General features: G+C 70.8%; 14 protein-coding genes. 12 read left to right on the forward strand and 2 right to left on the reverse strand.

The window, feature by feature from the left end; all coding sequences use genetic code 11:
* Positions 1 to 61 precede the first annotated feature (61 nt).
* Complete coding sequence (gene htpG, locus ACZ7L5_RS27325) at positions 62 to 1,987, forward strand: molecular chaperone HtpG (RefSeq protein ID WP_471519566.1); 1,926 nt, start codon at positions 62 to 64, stop codon at positions 1,985 to 1,987.
* A gap of 100 nt (positions 1,988 to 2,087) precedes the next feature.
* Positions 2,088 to 2,498 carry a VOC family protein gene (locus ACZ7L5_RS27330; RefSeq protein ID WP_471519568.1) on the forward strand — a complete coding sequence of 137 codons (411 nt, stop codon included), beginning with the start codon at positions 2,088 to 2,090 and terminating at the stop codon, positions 2,496 to 2,498.
* Positions 2,499 to 2,537: 39 nt separating this feature from the next.
* Here ACZ7L5_RS27330 and ACZ7L5_RS27335 read toward each other — a convergent pair whose 3' ends face one another.
* Positions 2,538 to 2,858 carry a hypothetical protein gene (locus ACZ7L5_RS27335; RefSeq protein WP_328883450.1) on the reverse strand — a complete coding sequence of 107 codons (321 nt, stop codon included), beginning with the start codon at positions 2,856 to 2,858 and terminating at the stop codon, positions 2,538 to 2,540.
* Between the two features lie 472 nt (positions 2,859 to 3,330).
* On the opposite strand from ACZ7L5_RS27335, the gene ACZ7L5_RS27340 reads away from it, so the two are divergent.
* The 7 genes from ACZ7L5_RS27340 (at position 3,331) to polX (ending at position 12,814) form a co-directional block, all read left to right on the forward strand.
* Positions 3,331 to 4,821, forward strand: a complete 1,491-nt coding sequence (locus ACZ7L5_RS27340) for a Y4yA family PLP-dependent enzyme (RefSeq protein WP_471519570.1) — start codon at positions 3,331 to 3,333, stop codon at positions 4,819 to 4,821.
* The gene (locus ACZ7L5_RS27345; RefSeq protein WP_471519571.1) at positions 4,818 to 6,170 is read left to right on the forward strand and encodes a pyridoxal-phosphate dependent enzyme; all 1,353 of its coding nucleotides are present in this window, start codon (positions 4,818 to 4,820) and stop codon (positions 6,168 to 6,170) included. Before ACZ7L5_RS27340 ends, ACZ7L5_RS27345 begins: the two co-directional genes overlap by 4 nt.
* The gene (locus ACZ7L5_RS27350) at positions 6,167 to 7,384 is read left to right on the forward strand and encodes an aminotransferase class V-fold PLP-dependent enzyme (protein ID WP_471519572.1); all 1,218 of its coding nucleotides are present in this window, start codon (positions 6,167 to 6,169) and stop codon (positions 7,382 to 7,384) included. Before ACZ7L5_RS27345 ends, ACZ7L5_RS27350 begins: the two co-directional genes overlap by 4 nt.
* A gap of 94 nt (positions 7,385 to 7,478) precedes the next feature.
* Positions 7,479 to 8,255: a class I SAM-dependent methyltransferase gene (locus ACZ7L5_RS27355; RefSeq protein WP_471520186.1), complete on the forward strand. Its 777-nt coding sequence runs from the start codon at positions 7,479 to 7,481 to the stop codon at positions 8,253 to 8,255.
* Positions 8,256 to 8,443: 188 nt separating this feature from the next.
* Positions 8,444 to 9,571 carry a GNAT family N-acetyltransferase gene (locus ACZ7L5_RS27360; protein WP_471519573.1) on the forward strand — a complete coding sequence of 376 codons (1,128 nt, stop codon included), beginning with the start codon at positions 8,444 to 8,446 and terminating at the stop codon, positions 9,569 to 9,571.
* Positions 9,572 to 9,725: 154 nt separating this feature from the next.
* A complete protein-coding gene (locus ACZ7L5_RS27365; protein WP_363031982.1) occupies positions 9,726 to 10,970 on the forward strand; it encodes a DegT/DnrJ/EryC1/StrS family aminotransferase in 1,245 nt (414 codons plus the stop codon).
* 107 nt (positions 10,971 to 11,077) lie between these two features.
* Complete coding sequence (gene polX / locus ACZ7L5_RS27370; RefSeq protein WP_471519575.1) at positions 11,078 to 12,814, forward strand: DNA polymerase/3'-5' exonuclease PolX; 1,737 nt, start codon at positions 11,078 to 11,080, stop codon at positions 12,812 to 12,814.
* Positions 12,815 to 12,829: 15 nt separating this feature from the next.
* Here the strand turns inward: polX and ACZ7L5_RS27375 are convergent, their stop codons facing one another.
* Positions 12,830 to 14,011, reverse strand: coding sequence for a flavin-dependent monooxygenase (locus ACZ7L5_RS27375; protein ID WP_471519576.1), 1,182 nt, complete (start codon positions 14,009 to 14,011; stop codon positions 12,830 to 12,832).
* A gap of 293 nt (positions 14,012 to 14,304) precedes the next feature.
* Between ACZ7L5_RS27375 and ACZ7L5_RS27380 the strand changes: the two genes are divergently transcribed.
* Genes ACZ7L5_RS27380 through ACZ7L5_RS27390 form a run of 3 tightly spaced genes read left to right on the forward strand, consistent with a single transcriptional unit; the run spans position 14,305 to position 17,101 of the window.
* The gene (locus tag ACZ7L5_RS27380) at positions 14,305 to 15,420 is read left to right on the forward strand and encodes a Gfo/Idh/MocA family protein (protein WP_471519578.1); all 1,116 of its coding nucleotides are present in this window, start codon (positions 14,305 to 14,307) and stop codon (positions 15,418 to 15,420) included.
* Positions 15,417 to 16,355, forward strand: coding sequence for a DUF6807 domain-containing protein (locus tag ACZ7L5_RS27385; protein ID WP_471519580.1), 939 nt, complete (start codon positions 15,417 to 15,419; stop codon positions 16,353 to 16,355). The genes ACZ7L5_RS27380 and ACZ7L5_RS27385 overlap by 4 nt, the downstream gene beginning before the upstream one ends.
* On the forward strand, positions 16,349 to 17,101 hold the full coding sequence (locus ACZ7L5_RS27390; protein ID WP_471519582.1) for a cupin domain-containing protein: 753 nt from the start codon (positions 16,349 to 16,351) through the stop codon (positions 17,099 to 17,101). Before ACZ7L5_RS27385 ends, ACZ7L5_RS27390 begins: the two co-directional genes overlap by 7 nt.
* The last annotated feature ends 48 nt before the right edge of the window (positions 17,102 to 17,149 follow it).

The following is a 17,149-nucleotide window of genomic DNA, read 5'->3' on the forward strand; positions in this document are numbered from 1 at the left end:
CGTGTCTTACAGTGACTGCGACCCAGTTCCGGTGACAGATCCTGTGAGGTAGTCGCACACCATGCCGACCGAGACGTTTGAGTTCCAGGTAGAGGCCCGTCAGTTGCTCCAGCTGATGATCCACTCGGTCTACTCGAACAAGGATGTCTTCCTGCGGGAGCTCGTCTCCAACGCATCCGACGCGCTCGACAAGCTGCGCCTGGAGAAGCTGCGGGACGACGCCCTCGACGCCGATGTGTCAGATCTGCACATCGAGATCGACGTCGACAAGGAGGCCCGCACCCTCACGGTGCGGGACAACGGCATCGGGATGTCGTACGACGAGGTGGGCAAGCTCATCGGCACCATCGCCAACTCGGGAACCGCCACCTTCCTCCAGGACCTGAAGGAGGCCAAGGACGCGGCCGGGGCGGAGGGGCTGATCGGCCAGTTCGGCGTCGGCTTCTACTCCGGCTTCATGGCGGCGGACGAGGTGACGCTGGTGACCCGGCGGGCCGGTGAGAGCCAGGGCACCCGCTGGACCTCGCGCGGCGAGGCCACGTACACACTGGAGACGGTCACCGACGCACCGCAGGGCACGTCGGTCACGCTCCACCTCAAGCCGGCCGACCCCGAGAACCAGCTCCACGACTACACCTCGCCCTGGAAGATCAGGGAGATCGTCAAGCGGTACTCGGACTTCATCACCTGGCCGATCCGGATGGTCCCGGAGGCTGCCTCCCCGAGTGACGGTGACGCCGAGGGCGACGGGGACACCGCGCCCGAGCCCGAGACGCTGAACTCGATGAAGGCCCTGTGGGCGCGTTCGCGCGACGAGGTCTCCGACGACGAGTACCACGAGCTCTACAAGCACATCAGCCACGACTGGCGCGAGCCGCTGGAGACGATCCGGCTGCAGGCGGAGGGCACCTTCGAGTACCAGGCCCTGCTGTTCGTCCCCTCCCACGCCCCGCACGACCTGTTCACGCGTGACTTCAAGCGCGGCGTGCAGCTCTATGTGAAGCGCGTCTTCATCATGGACGACTGCGAGGCGCTGCTGCCGCCGTACCTCCGCTTCGTCAAGGGCGTCGTCGACGCGGCCGACCTGTCGCTGAACGTCTCCCGCGAGATCCTCCAGCAGGACCGGCACATCCGGATGATGCAGCGCCGGCTCACGAAGAAGGTCCTGTCCACGGTCAAGGAGTTCATGACCAAGGACACCGACCGCTACGCCACGTTCTGGCGGGAGTTCGGCACCGTCGTGAAGGAGGGCCTGCTCACCGACACCGAGAACCGCGACGCCATCCTCGCCGTGTCGTCCTTCGCCACCACTCACGCCGAGGACGAGCCGACCACGCTGGCCCAGTACGTCGAGCGGATGAAGGACGGCCAGGAGGACATCTACTACATCACCGGCGAGTCCCGGCAGAGCATCGAGAACTCCCCGCACATGGAGGCGTTCCGCGACAAGGGCATCGAGGTTTTGCTGCTCACCGACCCCGTCGACGAGGTGTGGGTCGACGCCGTGGGCGAGTACCAGGGCAAGGGGCTGCGCTCCGTCACCAAGGGCGAGATCGACCTGGCGGCCGACGGCGACGAGAAGGCCGGCGAGGAGCGCGAGAAGCAGGCCGAGGACTACGCCGGTCTGCTCGGCTGGATGCGGGAGCAACTGGACGAGGACATCAAGGAGGTGCGCCTGTCGGCGCGGCTCACCGTCTCCGCGGCCTGTGTCGTCTCGGACTCGCACGACCTGACGCCGGCCCTGGAGAACATGTACCGGGCGATGGGCCAGGAGGTGCCGCGGACCAAGCGGATCCTGGAGCTCAACCCCGGACACCCGCTGGTGAAGGGCCTGAACCAGGCGTTCAAGGAGCGCGAGGACCGCGCCGAGCTCGCCGAGTCCGCCGACCTGCTCCACACCCTTGCGGTGCTCGCCGAGGGCGGTCAGCCGAAGGACCCCGCGCGGTTCGTGAAGCTGGTCGCGGACCGGCTGGAGCGCACCCTGTAGGCGGTGCGCCGTAGGCCATGTGGTCGTGTGCGCGGGCCGTTGTCAGTGGCCCGCGCTACCGTCCTTGCAGTCGGCATCCGGCCCCATTCCTGGAGGATTCATGGCCTCGCGTCTCAACCCCTACATCACCTTCGCCGGCGACGCCCGGCAGGCGATGGAGTTCTACAAGGACGTCTTCGGCGGCACGCTTGTGCTCAACACCTACGGCGAGTTCGGTCAGCAGGACACGCCGATGGCCGACAAGATCATGCACGGCATGCTGGAGGCCCCCAACGGCTTCACCCTGATGGGCGCCGACACCCCGACGGACGACCACCGGCCCGGCAACAACATCTCCGTGAGCCTCAGCGGCGACGACGACGCCGAACTGCGCGGCTACTGGGAGAAGCTGTCCGACGGCGCCACGGTGACCGTGCCGCTGGACAAGCAGATGTGGGGCGACGTCTTCGGCATGTGCACGGACCGCTTCGGCATCACGTGGATGGTCAACATCGCCGGTCAGGCCGACTGAGCGCGAGCTGTCGGGCCATCTCTTGCGCGGCCGCCGGGGTCATCGCTCCGGCAGCCATTCGCTCAGCGCGTCGACGAGCCGGTCGAGAGCCGGTTCGTCGACGGAGCGGTCCGTCATGACGGTGCGGCCGTCGAAACGGAGCGTGTACTGGAACATGTCCGCGCCCTCCGTGTCCTTGGTGAAGTCGGAGACTTCGTCCAGCGCCGGATCGCCGAGCAGCGTCCGCAGCTCGGTGAATTCCGCCGCGCCGGTGCGGCGCACCGCGCGTTCCCCCTTGTCGTCTGTGTGCACGCTGCCGTCGCCCCGCAGGGTCACCTCCTTGTGCACGCCCGCGTAGCCGCCGGTGACCACCATGGTCACCAGCACCTGATCCGGTCCGGTGACCGGGACCGGCGAGGGACTCCGGGACGTCGAGGGACTCCGGGAGGCAGAAGGCGAGGGCGAGGACGAGGGCGGGGGAGCGAGGGAGGTCGTCGCCTGCGACGGCGAGGATGAAGCCGAAGCCCGCGGTGCGGGCGAGTCGACGCACCCGACCAGCCCCAGTGCACCCGCCACGACCAGGACGACTGCCGCACGTCCACCGAACACAGCGCCCCCACCCGTCTGTCGCGTCAACTGAAGTGTCCCTATCACGGAATGGGCGGCTCCGGGACCAGCCCCTGGTCAGTCAGGGGCACGGTGATTTTCAGCCCACCTGCTGACGTACCACCCAGCAGGGCAGGTACGGGGCGTAGACCACGCGCGGCCAGGGAAAGGAGCTATACGGCAAACCGCGGGGAGTGTCCGTCAGCGCCCGGAGTGTCGGGCCCGCAGCGCTGAGGAGGGGCCAGGCATGGGCGGGCAGCCCTTGTTTCTCGAACCGCGGCTGGAGTCGCGGCTGCGCTCGTTGCTGAATGTCCCGGGCCTGTTGCACACGCTCACGGAAGCCCTCGGGTCGCCGCTGAACGTCGTCCTACCCGACCAACTCGCCGACAACCTCCAGCAGTTCCGCTCGGTGTACGGCAGCCACCACCTGTCCGGCCAGGTGTACTTCGCGCACAAGGCCAACCGGTCCAGCGCCCTGCTGCGCCGGCTCGCCGCCACGGACGCCGGCGTCGACGTCGCCTCGCTCGGGGAGCTGCAGCACGCCCTCGGCGCCGGCTTCACCCCCGACCGGATCACGGCGACGGGGCCGAAGAACCCTGAATTCCTGTGGCTGGCGGCCCGTACGTCGGTCACCGTCAGCCTCGACACCCGAGGCGAACTGGAGCAACTCGCCACGCTGGTACGCAAACACGCACTGCCCAGGACCCGCATCCTGCTGCGGCTGTCGGGCTTCGAGGCGTCCGGCGTACGGGTGCTGAGCCGCCGCAGCCGATTCGGTACGGACGTGGGCGAGTTGGAGCCGCTGCTGGAGGCCGTCGAACGGCACGGCGACGTGGCCGACCTGGTCGGCGTGGCGTATCACCTGGACACGACGAGCCTCACCGAGAAGGCCACGGCGCTGGAGGGCTGTCTGCGGGTGCTGGAGGAGTGCCGGAGCCGGGGGCTCAGGCCCGGGGCCGTGGACATCGGCGGCGGATTCGGCATCAACTACCTTGCCGAGGGCGGCCAATGGGACCGGTACACCACCCAACTCACCGAAGCCGTCCTGGGCACCCGCCCACCGCTGACGTACGGCGGTCATGGCTACGGCCTCCGCAACGAAGCAGGCATCCTGCGCGGCACGCTCGGCCTGTACCCCGCTCACCGCCCGGTCGCCGGCGCCCGCTACCTCGACGAACTGCTCGCGCACCCGGCCGCGTCCCTCGGCGGCCGCGCCTTGGCCGCCCAACTCCTCGAGCACCTCTACGACCTGCACACCGAACCCGGCCGGGCGCTGCTCGACCAGTGCGGACTGACGTTGACCAGGGTGCTGGAGGTCCGCGACCAGGAGACCGGCGGCCCCCTTGCCGTCCGGCTGGCGGCGAAGGCCGGTGACGTGGCCCTGGAGGAGCACGGGGTGCTCATGGACCCCGTCGTCCTGCCACGGGACCCGACGGGCCGCACCGCGGCTGCCGGGGCCGACGCCGGCACCGAACCGGTCGCCGTTCACCTCTTCGGCAACCTGTGTCTGGAGTCCGACCTGATCACCCGTCGCACGGTCTTCCTGCCCCGCCGCCCCGAACCGGGCGACCTGCTGGCCTTCGCCAACACGGCCGGCTACTGCATGGACTTCCACGCCACCCGTGCCCAGCACCAGCCCGTCGCGCGCAAGGTCGCCGCCTGGCAGGAGGGCGACGTCTGGCGCTGGTGCCTGGACGACCAGTACTGGCCGACCACACCCGTGGGGGGAGCGCAGTGAGGTACGACAGCATCACCGAGGCCATCGGCAACACACCGCTGGTGCGCATCGACCAGGCCGTGCACGGCCTGAGGCACATCGACCTGTACGCCAAGCTGGAGTTGCTCAACCCCTTCGGATCGGTGAAGGACCGGGCCGCCTGGAACATGGCGCGTCCCCACCTGGCCGCCGCGGCCGGGGAAGGCGGTCAGGTCGTCGAGCTGTCGAGCGGCAACACCGCCAAGGCCCTGGCCGTCCTCGCCGGCATGCACGGCCTGACCTTCAAGAGCGTCACCAACCGGATGCGCATCCCCGAGATCAAGGACCTGCTCCTGCTGCTGGGCGCGGAGATCGAGGAACTGCCCGGTCAGAGCGAGTGCCTGGACCCGACCGCCACCGACGATCCGCTCACACAGTTCCACCGGGCCCTCTCCGAGCCCGGCAGCACCTTCCTGCACACCGACCAGTACTTCAACCCGCGCAACACCGAAGCCCACTTCACCGGCACCGGCCCGGAGATCGTGAAGGACCTGGACGGCCGCGCCCCGGACTGGTTCATCGCCTGCGTGGGCACCGCCGGCTCCTCCACGGGCGTCGCCCGCGCCCTGCGCGAGCACGACCCAGCCGTACGGGTCGCCGGCCTGGTCGCGGCCAAGTCCGACTTCATCCCCGGTATCCGCACCATCGACGAGGCGCACGAGGTGGGCCTGTTCGACCCCGGCACCTACGACACGATCGAGGCGGTCGGCGCGGACGAGGCGATCGAGGGCATGCTGACCCTCAACCGCCGCTGCGGCATCCTCGCCGGCCCCACCGGAGGCGCCGCCTACTTCGGGGCCGTACGCCAACTGCGCGCCATCGACGAGGAGTTGGGAGAGCGCGACGACGAGGAAGGTGCGGAGCGGCAGTCGGCGGTCTTCATCGTCTGTGACCGAGTCGAGAGCTACCTGAGCTACGTCCGGCAGCGGCGCCCCGACCTCTTCGGCCGCCAGCGCCGCAGGAACTCCCCGGCCGATCTCTCGGACGCCGAGGTGCGCACGGCACCGGCCATCGGCGTCGCCGACGCCCAGAAGTGGATCGCCACCGGCGAACCGCTCGTCGTCGACCTGCGCAGCCCCTATGCCTACGCCGCCCTGCACATCGACGGATCGGTCAACATCGTCGACGAGCTCTTCGAGGAACTCCTCCACGGCGGACTGCCGTTCAGCCGCAGCCGCCCCGTCCTGCTGGCCTGCCCGGTCGGCGAGAAGTCCGCCCGCCACGCCGCCCTGCTGACCCGGATGGGGCACCCGGACGTCCGCAGCCTGACCGGCGGCGTCATCGCCTGGCGCGACGCCGGCGCACCCCTCGTACGGGACCGACGCCCATGACCCTGCCCTGGACCGACACTCAAAGCCGTACCGTCATAGAGGAGTTGGGAGCCTGGCAGCGTGCGCTGCGCTCCAGGTTCCCGATCATCACCGCGCACCCGGAACTGGCCTACCTGGACAGTGCGGCGACCGCCCAGAAGCCACAGGACGTACTCGACACCGTCCATACCTACCTCACCACGACCAACGCCAACGCCGGACGTGGCACCTACCCCTGGGCGAACCGGACCACGGCCCTGGTCGAGCAGGCCCGCGACCGGGTGAAGCGATTCCTCGACGACCCCGCCCCGGAACGCTCGGCCGTGCACTTCACGAGCGGCACCACCGAGGGCCTGCGCACCGTCGCCCGTGACTGGCTGCCCGGGCTCCTCGCCGACGGGGACGAGATCGTGGTCCCCGTCGCCGACCACGAGGCCAACATCGCGCCCTGGCTCGAGGCCCGGCGGGAACTGGCCAGGCAGGGCGTCCACATCCACGTGCGGCCGATGCCGTACCAGCGGGCGTCCGGCGACTACGACCACACCGCGCTCGCCCGACTCGCGGGCCCTCGGACCCGGTTCGTCGCCGCGAGCCACGTCCATCACGTGTACGGCGGCAACATGAACATCCACCGCATCCGGCAGGCGGTCGGCCCGGACGCCGTCATCTGTCTGGACGCCGCCCAGAGCGTCGGCCATCTGCCGGTGTCCGTGGCCGACCTGGACGTCGACTTCGTCGTCTTCTCCGGGCACAAGGCCATGGCCCTGCCCGGCACGGGTGCCGTCTGGGCCCGCCAGGCCCGCGGGCCGCAGTTCACGCCGGGCGGCTGGTCGGGCACCCCCAACACCGTCGGCATCGCCTCCCTCGCCGGCGCCCTGGACTGGCTGGACGCGGCCGGCACCGAACGGATCGAGCAGTGGACGGTCGCCCTGGCGGCCCGGCTCACCGACGGTCTGCGCCACCTCGACGCCTACGAGGTTCTCGGCTGCCAGATCAGCCTGGCCGCCGACTCGTCCGTGCAGCGGCGCCAGGGCATCGTCACCTTCCGGCACCACGCCATCGACTCCGGGGACCTCGGCTTCATCCTCTACAGCCACGGCTTCATGATCCGCTCCGACCAGCACTGCCAGGGCAGCGCGGGGGAGCGCACCGGGTCGGTGCGCGTGAGTCTGCATGTCTACAACACCGCGGAGGAGGTGGACCGGTTGTTGGCCGTCCTTGCCACGCTCGGGTGACGGACCGCCATCAGAGGGAATGGGAACCGTTTCCACCTGTAGGGTCTGCGCAGAACGGTGCGGACGGGTGCGGAACGGCGAGGTGCACGACGGGATGGGGCTGAGCCTGGCGACGGCGGAGCGGTGGGTGGAGCGCTGGGAGCGCCAGCAGCAGCGGTACGCCGTCGACCGCGAGGAGCGTTTCACGGTGATCGCCGATGTCGTGGAGCAGGCCGTGACGGGCCGCTCGGACCGGCCGCTGGTCGTCGACCTCGGCTGCGGTCCCGGGTCCTTGGCGGCCCGGCTGGCCCGGCGGCTGCCGGACGCGGACATCGTCGGCGTGGACATGGACCCGCTGCTGCTGGAACTGGCCCGCACCCATCACGCGGACGCGGCCCGCTATGTCGACGCCATGATCGGCGAGGAGGGCTGGACGCACGCCCTGCGCCTCGACCGCCCGCTGGACGCCGCCGTGTCGACCACGGCCCTGCACTACCTCGGCCCGGACGACCTGCACCGCACCTACCGGCAGCTCGCGGCGCTGCTGCGGCCCGGCGGGGTCCTCGTCAACGGCGACCACTTCCCGCACGACGACACCGCGCTCGCCGGACTCGCGGGGTGCGTCGGACACCGCCACGCCGAGCGGGGGGACGCCCTGGCGCACGAGGACTGGGACGCCTGGTGGACGTCAGTCGCCGACGATCCCGAGCTGGCCGACCTCCTCGCCGAACGCCGACGCCGATGCCGACGGTGGCAATCGGCCACCGGAAGCGACAGCGCGGCGCACCTGTCCGTGGCCGCGCACGAACGGCTGCTGCGGCAGGCGGGGTTCGGCCATGTCGGGGCGGTCTGGCAATACGGCGACAGTCACGTCGTCGTCGCGATCCGCTGACCCGGGCCGGCCGACGCTCCCCGGTTACCAAGCACAGCTAAAGGATTCATCAGGCATCTTGACAGCGTGCGTACTGTTTCGCGACGTTTGAGCCTCGCCGCACCGACGTCGGCAGGGTTCGACTTGGGGGGAATGTGGCGAGGCGCCAATAGGCGCTTCTTTGGGGGATTCTGGGGGGAGAGGTCGCCATGCGGTCCACTAGCGCCATCACGATTCACAGACCCGAGGAACTGAACGAATCGCTGCGCCGGGCGTGGCACCGGGCGATGGACGAGTCGCCCGACTACGCCAACCCGTTCCTGGCACCGGAGTTCGCGATCGGGGTCGGCAGATCCCGCGGTGGGGCGCGGGTGGCGGTGCTGCACGAGGACGGGGAGGCCGTCGGCTTCCTGCCCTTCGAGCGCAACGCCTACGGCGTCGGCAAAGCCATCGGCCTGGGCCTCTCCGACTGCCAGGCCTTGGTGCACCGGCCGGGCGTCACCTGGGACACCCGGGAACTTTTGCGGGCCTGCAATCTGTCCGTCTTCGAGTTCGACCACCTCGTCGAGGAGCAGAAGCCCTTCGGCCCCTATGTGACGGGGACGTTCTCCTCTCCCGTGCTCGACCTCAAGCCCGGCGAGGGCAGCTACACCGACTGGCTGCGCGGCGCCTACCCGGGGCTCGCCAAGACGACGCTGAAGAAGGAGCGGCGCCTGGGGCGGAACGTGGGCGAGGTCCGGTTCGTGTACGACGAGCGCGACCCGCGCGTGCTGCGCACCCTCATGCGGTGGAAGTCCGCCCAGTACCGCAGAACGGGGCGGATGGACCGCTTCTCCAAGCCGTGGATAGTCGACTTGGTCGACCACCTCTTCCAGGTCCGCGAGGAGCACTTCACCGGAATCCTGTCCGTCGTGTACGCCGGGGACCGACCGGTCGCGGCGCACTTCGGGCCGAGGTCGCGCACGGTGTTCGCGGCCTGGTTCACCGCCTACGACCCCGAGTTCGGCTACTACTCGCCGGGACTGATGATGCATCTGCGGATGGCCGACGCCGCGGGCCGGGACGGTGTGACGGTCATGGACATGGGGCGCGGCGAGAAGGAGTACAAGGACTGGCTCAAGTCCCGTGAGCTGCGGGTGGCCGAAGGGTTCGCGGTGCGCCCGCACCCGGTGGCGGCGGCACACCGGATGTGGCGCAGACCGGTGCGCGGCCTGAGGAACACGGTCCTGGCCCACCCCGGGCTGCGCGAGCCCGCCGACCGGTTGCTGAAGACCGTCGGCACGCTGCGCACCTCGGTCCTGAGCCACTCGGGGGGAGCGGGAGCCCGCGCCCGCTGAGCGGCGCCCCGACCCTCGTCCTTCGCCGCCTCGGCGTCGCAGCCCTGGCCCTCGCTGCCTCGGAACCCCTGCACGGGGCCCTCACGATGCCCGCGAGCGCACCCCGCCCGTCTCGGGCGGCCCTTCGTCGGACCCTTCCACGGAAGAGGTGACCATGCCGTACGGATCGCGGCTCGCCGCGATGATGACACGGCGCATCGGACGCGAATGCGTCTACACGCCCTCGGCCCGACTCGCCCTCTACCTGGCGCTGCGGCGCTGGTGCCGGCCCGGCGGGCGGGTGTTGATGTCCCCGGTGAACGACGACGTGATCCTCTTCGTCGTCCTCGCCGCCGGACTGCGCCCCGTGCAAGCCCCCGTGTCCCAGTGGGACGGCAACATCGACCCGGCCGCCGTACCGGAGACCACGTGGCGCAACGTGGACGCCGTTCTGACCACCAACCTGTACGGCATGCCGGACCGGGTCGTCGAACTGCGCCGCCGCTGCGACGAGTTGGGGATCCCTCTGATCGAGGACGCGGCGCACGCCATCGGCACGCATGTGGACGGGCAGCCGATCGGCACCTTCGGGCAGGCGGCGGCGTTCAGCCTGTCCAAGCATGTGGCGGGGATGGCCGGCGGTTTCCTCGCCGTCGAGGACGTACGCACCCGAAGGGAACTGGAGCTGCTGCGCGACGACCTGCTGACCCCGCGCCGCCTCCGCCACGACCTGACCACCACCCTGCGCCCACTGGCACGGTCCGCCGTGCGCTCGCTCCATCTGGTGCGCCCGGTCTGGCGCACGATGCAGCGCCTGGGGCTGCTCGAACGCGACGACTTCCGCATGGCCCTGCACGCACCCCGCCTCGCCGGCAGCGCCCGCCATGCGCCGAGCCTCGCCGCGTACGAGCCCTGGGTCCGGGTCGACCTGCACGGCTTCCGATCCCGCCACGGGGCGCTGGTCCGGGGGCAGTTGGAGCTGAGGATGGCGCTGCTGGACGGTGACCTCGCCCGGCGCCGGGCCGGTGTCTCGCTGCTGGCGGGCACCACCTGGGCCACCCCGGCCCTGCGCGAGCGGACGGCACACGACGGCTCTCCGGGACTGTTCCGGGTGCCGCTCCTGGTCCACGACCGCAACGCCCTCGTGACCCGCCTGGTGGACCACGGCGTGGTCGCCGGCTACGTCTACGACCCGCCGCTCGACGACTACGCGGGCGCCGAGTTCGTCGAACCGTCCCCCGACCCCTCGGCCGCGCGCTGGTTCGCGGCCCACACCCTGCCGGCCGACCCCCTCCTGGCCCGCAGGATCTCCGACGCCCTGACGAAGGAGCTGGCGACCCCGGCTCACCCTCCGATCCCGGCCCGGACACCCGAACCCGACACCACCACGACGACTCCACCCACACCCCTGGGCCAGTAGAGAGGCCAGTGGAGAGGCCAGGAGCGGGGTCGGCACAGAGGCAGGGGGAGAACGGGCGGCTCGTCCGGCAGCGCGCCGCCCGGCCCCACCTTGCCTACCCTGGACGTGTGGCTCGGTCGAACGACGAGGTCGCCGCACTGTTCCAGGAGTACGCGGATCTGATCTCCATCACCGGAGGAGACGCGTTCAGGGCACGTGTCTACGAGAAGGCCGCCCGGGCGATCGGGGGCCACCACGCCGACGTGTCCACGCTCGACGTCAAGGCCCTCAAGGAGATCCCCAACGTCGGCAAGTCGATCGCCGAGAAGGTCGTCGAGTACTTCTCCACCGGCAGCGTCTCGGCCGTCGAGGAACTACGGGCGAAGATCCCCGCCGGGGTCCGGCAGCTGACCGCCATCCCCATGCTCGGCCCGAAGAAGGCACTGGTCATCTACCAGGAGCTGGGCATTTCCACGACCGAGGAGCTCGCCGACGCCATCCACGAGGAGCGGCTGCGCGACCTGAAGGGCTTCGGGCCGAAGACCGAGGAGAACATCCTCCACGGCATCGCCCTGCTCCAGTCCGCCGGAGACCGCGTCCTGATCGACGCCGCCATGAGCCTCGCCGAGGACATCGTCGCCGAGATGTCCCAGGTGACCGGCTGCAAACGCTGCTCCTACGCCGGCTCGCTGCGCCGCGTCCGCGAGACGATCGGCGACATCGACATCCTCGTCGCGGCGGGGAAGGCGGAGCCGATCATGCGGGCCTTCACCGAGCTGCCGTACGTCTCGGAGGTGATCGCGCACGGCGCGAAGAAGACGTCGATCCGCACGGACAGGGGCCTCCAGGTCGACCTGCGTGTCGTACCGCCGGACTCCTGGGGCGCGGCGATGCAGTACTTCACCGGGTCGAAGGCCCACAACATCCGCACCCGGGAGATCGCCGTCCGCCAGAAGCTCAAGCTCTCCGAGTACGGGCTCTTCGACACCGAGACCGGCGAGAAGATCGTCTCCGAGACCGAGGAGGACGTGTACGCCCGGCTCGGCCTGCCCTGGATCCCGCCCACCCTGCGTGAGGACCGGGGCGAGATCGAGGCCGGACTGCGCGGCGAGCTGCCCGACCTGATCCAGGAGAAGGACATCCGGGGCGACCTGCACACCCACACCGACCTCACCGACGGGCTCGCCCCGCTGGAGGAGATGGTCGCCGCGGCCGCCGAGCGCGGCTACGCCTACTACGCGGTGACCGACCACGGCCCGGACATGGCCATGCAGCGGATGACCGACGAACGGATCCTGGCCCAGCGCGAACGCGTCCGCGAGCTCGACGGGGAGTATGGCAAGCGGGGCAAACGGTCCGGCATGCGGGTGCTGCACGGCGCCGAGCTGAACATCGGCCCCGACGGCGACGTGGACTGGCCGGAGGAGTTCCTCGCCGGCTTCGACCTGTGCGTGGCCTCGGTGCACTCGCACTTCAACCAGGGGCGCGAGGCGCTGACCCGGCGGATCGTGCGGGCCTGCGAGAACCCGCACGTCCACATCATCGGCCACCCCACCACCCGACTCATCGGCAAGCGCCCCGGCATCGACGTGGACCTCGATGCCGTGTTCGCCGCGTGCGCACGCACCGGCACGGCCATGGAGATCAACTCCCATCCCGACCGGCTGGACCTGCGCGACGAGGACATCCTGCGGGCCAGGCGGCACGGCGTGAAGTTCGCCGTCGACAGCGACGCCCACGCCGTCCCGCATCTGGCCAACCTGCGCTACGGCGTGGGCACGGCCCAGCGCGGCTGGCTCACCGAGGACGACGTGATCAACACCTGGCCGCTGACCCGGCTGCGGCGCTTCCTGAACAAGGGGTGACCCCGCCCCAGGGGCTCACAGAAAGGGCGTGCCCGGGTCGACTCCGGACAGGACCCGGCCGTAGATCTCCAGATTGGTCGCGGGATTCACGAACGCGTGAAGACTCAGTGCGTGCACATCGCGCACCGCCCGCTGGAGCGGCACGTCCCGGTGCAGTGACGACGCCCCGGCCGCGGACCCGAGCAGATCGACAGCCTCCTTGCACAGCCGCGCCACATAGCCGCTCTGCGCCCGGATCCGGGCCCGTTCCTCGGGCGGGTACGGCTCGCCCGACTCGGCCCGCGACTCGATCAGGGCCACGAAGTCGGCGGTCAGCAGCTCGGCGCAGGAGATCTTCATGGCCGCCTCGGCCGCCTGGAGATGGGTGACCGTGGCCTCGTTCTGGCGCTGGTGGAGCGTGTAGGTGATGCCCCGCCGCCGGCTGCGCTCGGTGAACTCCGCCAGGGCGGACCGGGCCAGGCCGAGCGCGTTGGGCGCCGTCCACACGCAGAACAGCAGCAGGACGGGCATCCGGTAGAACGGGTCGTCGGCGTTGGTCTTCGACCCGATCTCGCCCGCCAGCAGCGGCCCGACCGGCAGGACCCGATGGGCCGGTACGAAGACGTCCCGCGCCACGACGCTGTCGCTGCCGGTTCCGGCCAGCCCCGACACGTACCAGTCGTCGAGAACCTCCAGCTCGGCCATCGGTACGGCCGTCCACAGCAGCTCCGGCGGTCCCTCGCCCGACTCGGACTCGACGCGGACCGTCAGCAGGTGCCAGTCGGCGTCGTGGCAGCCGGTGGCGAAGCCCGAGGTGCCGTTGACCAGGTAGCCGCCGTCCGAGCGGACCGCCGTCGCGTCCGGCACGAGGGTGCCGCCGACCTTCGCGTCCGGGTTGGTGAAGATCTCGTCCTGCGCCTCGTCGGGGAAGAGTGCCGCGATGTAGGAGCAGCCGGCCTGGATCACCGTCTTGAACGCCGTCGAGCCGCACGCCGAGGCGATCTCGGCCACCGCGTCGACCTGGGTGCCCAGCCGGCTCTGGTGGCCGCCGTACCGCCGGGGGACGTTCATCCGGTGGATGCCGGCGTCCGTCAGTGCCGCCGCGACCTCGGGGGTGACCCGCCGCTCCTGCTCGGCGCGCAGCGCGTGTTCGCGGACGAGTGGGCGCAGGGCGCGGACGCGGTTGACCAAATCGGTATCGGTGCCGGCTGCTGCCATCGGTGACCTCCCGAGCACGACGAGCCATCACCGTGACGCGGATGGCCGGCACTGTCAACGGGCCCTGTGGAAAGGGGAGTTGAAGCGCGCCGAAGCCCTGGCGGCCCTGTGATCTTCGTTCGTTTGAGCGGCGGTCGACAAGGGGAGCGTGCGGGAGGCGGACGGAGCCGGACGGGTCGGGCTTTGCTCATCTCGCCGCAGAGGGGTTGTCCTTACATTCCGTCCCTGCCTAGGGTCGCCCTCGAAGTGCAAGCGCTTTCTGAGCGGGCTGTCCGCCGTCCGAGGAGAACTGCATGTCCCCAAGCCCCGCCCGCCGCCGCGTCGCGGTGATCGGCACCGGCGCCATCGTCAGCGGCAGCCATCTCCCCGCGCTGAGATCCCACCCCGACCGGGTGGAGCTGGTCGCCGCCGTCGACGTGGACCAGGCCCGGCTGAACGCCTTCCGGGAGCTCGCGGGCGAGGACGTCACCGGGTACACCTCGACCGGCGAGATGCTGGACGCCGTACGCCCCGACCTGGTCCTGATCGGCACGCCGCCGTCGCTGCACCGGGAGCAGACGGTCGCCGCGCTCAAGGCGGGCGCCTGGGTGCTGTGCGAGAAGCCGCTGTGTCTGTCGCTCGCCGAGTACGACGACATCGCGGCGGCCGAGGAGGCGTCGGGAGCGTATGCGTCCGTGGTCTTCCAGCACCGCTACGGCTCCGGCGCCGTGCACGCCCGTGAGCTGATCGCGAGCGGTGAGCTGGGCAACCCGCTGGTCGCGCACTGCCAGACGACCTGGCACCGGGACGCCGCGTACTACGCGGTGCCGTGGCGCGGGCGCTGGGCCACCGAGGGCGGCGGGCCGACGATGGGTCACGGCATCCACCAGTTCGACCTGCTGCTGCACCTGCTCGGTCCGTGGGCGGAGATGCGGGCCATGGCCGCGCGCCTGGTGCACGACACCGAGAGCGAGGACGTCTCGACGGCCCTCGTGCGCTTCGAGAACGGCGCCCTGGCCACCGTCGTCAACAGCGTGCTGTCCCCGCACGAGGTGAGCCGCATCCGCGTCGACTGCGCCGACGGCACGGTCGAGCTCACTCACCTGTACGGCCACCGCAACGAGGACTGGGTCTACACCCCGGCCCCGCACGTCCCCGCCCAGCGCGCCACCGCCTGGCGCACCCCCGCGGCGGACCTGCCCAGCTCCCACACGGCACAGCTCGGCGCCCTCCTCGACGCCTACGACAACGGTGTCCGGCCGCCCGGCAGCGGCCCCGACGCCCGGGCCACCCTCGACTTCGCCGCGGCCCTCTACAAGGCCGCGTTCACGGGAAACCCGGTGCACGCGGGCGAGATCCGGCCCGGCGATCCCTTCTACCCGGCCATGCACGGTGACCACCCCCACTGGGCCCCCAAGGAGCGCGCATGAGCATCCGCGTCACCCACGCACACGGCGACCACATCGCCGTCACGGCCGCGAACGGCACCGAGATCCTGCGGTACGTCTACCGCCCCGATCCGGAGGCGTTCGAGTCCCGCAAGCCCTACGCCCACCCCGTGCGCACCCTGGCCGGGCACACCGTGACCGGCTACCGGCCGAGCGACCACCGCTGGCACAAGGGCCTGCAGATGACGGCGAGCCATCTGTCGGGGCAGAACTTCTGGGGCGGCAACTGCTACGTCCACGGTGAGGGCTATCTGCCGCTGCCCGAGCGGGTCGGCTCCATGCGGCACGACGGGTTCACCGAGTTCACCATCGAGGACGACCGGCTCGCCTTCAGCGAGGAGCTCACCTGGGTCGAGAACGGCGGCGAGGAGTGGGCGCGCGAGGTGCGCGGGCTGACCGTCCACTCGGTGGACGAGGAGTCCGGCGCCTGGACCCTGGACTGGTCGATCCGGCTCACCAACGTCCGTGCCGAGCCCCTGGCGTTCGGCTCGCCCACCACCGCCGGCCGTGAGATGGCCGGCTACACCGGACTCCAGTGGCGCGGCCCCCGGGACTTCACCGGCGGCACAGCCTTCGGCCCCGACCTCGACGGGGGAGCGGGCGCGGACGCGGGCAAGCTGATGGGCACACAGGGCCCGTGGCTCGCGTTCACCACCGAGCACGACGACATCGACGGGCACTCCACGCTCGTCTTCGCGCACGCCCCCGAGAACCTCGACGCGCAGGCCGCGATCCACGAGTCCCACTGGTTCGTGCGCTCCGAGCCGATCCCGACGGTGGCGTTCTCCTGGGCGTTCTTCGAGGAGTTCGAACTGCCGCCGGGGGAGTCCTTCGCCTACCGCTACCGGGTGGTCGTCGCCGACGGAGCCTGGGACCGGGAGCAGGTGGGCTCTCACCTGGAGGGGTTGCCGTGGTGAAGCCGAACCTGCCGCATCCGCTGCCCGGCGCCGTCGGGCTGTCCCACCTCAGCGCCTATGACTGGGAGGCCGCCGACGGTGTCTGCGGCGGCAGCCCTCATCTGCACCTGGTGTGCACGGAGGCGTACGTCGTCACCGGCGGCCGAGGGGCCGTGCAGACGCTGAGCCCGGACGGCTACCGGGACATCCCCCTGGAGCCCGGCTCGGTCACCTGGTTCACGCCGGGGACCGTGCACCGTATGGTCCAGGGCGGCGACCTGCGCATCACGGTGCTGATGCAGAACAGCGGGCTGCCCGAGGCCGGGGACGCGGTGTTCACCTTCCCGCCCGAGGTGCTCGCCGACCCGGAGAAGTACGCCGCCGCGGCGGCCCTTCCGCCCGGCACGGGACCAAAGACGGCGGCTGCCGCGCGTCGCCGCCGGGACCTCGCCGTCGAGGGGTACCTCGCGCTGCGCGAGGCGCTCGTCGCCGGTGACAACGGCCCGTACGCCGAGTTCCAGCGCACCGCCGCCCGGCTCGTGCGCGCCAAGGTGCCGAACTGGCGGGAGCTGTGGCGGGCCGGCGCCCTGGCCACGGCCGAGCGCACCGGCGCCCAGCTCGAAGCGCTGGAGGCGGGCGAGCCGACGTATCTCGCCGACGCGACCGCGTACGAGACCGCGCCCACCAGACTCGGCGGCTTCGGCATGTGCGGGCGCCGCGACGAGTACAACCTGCCCGGGACGACGCTGCCTTACGGCGGCGAGTAGCAGCCGGCGCAACTCAGGCCGGCGGGGAGCAGGCCAAGGGGGGCCGAG

The organism is Streptomyces sp. NPDC107528, assembly GCF_055639295.1.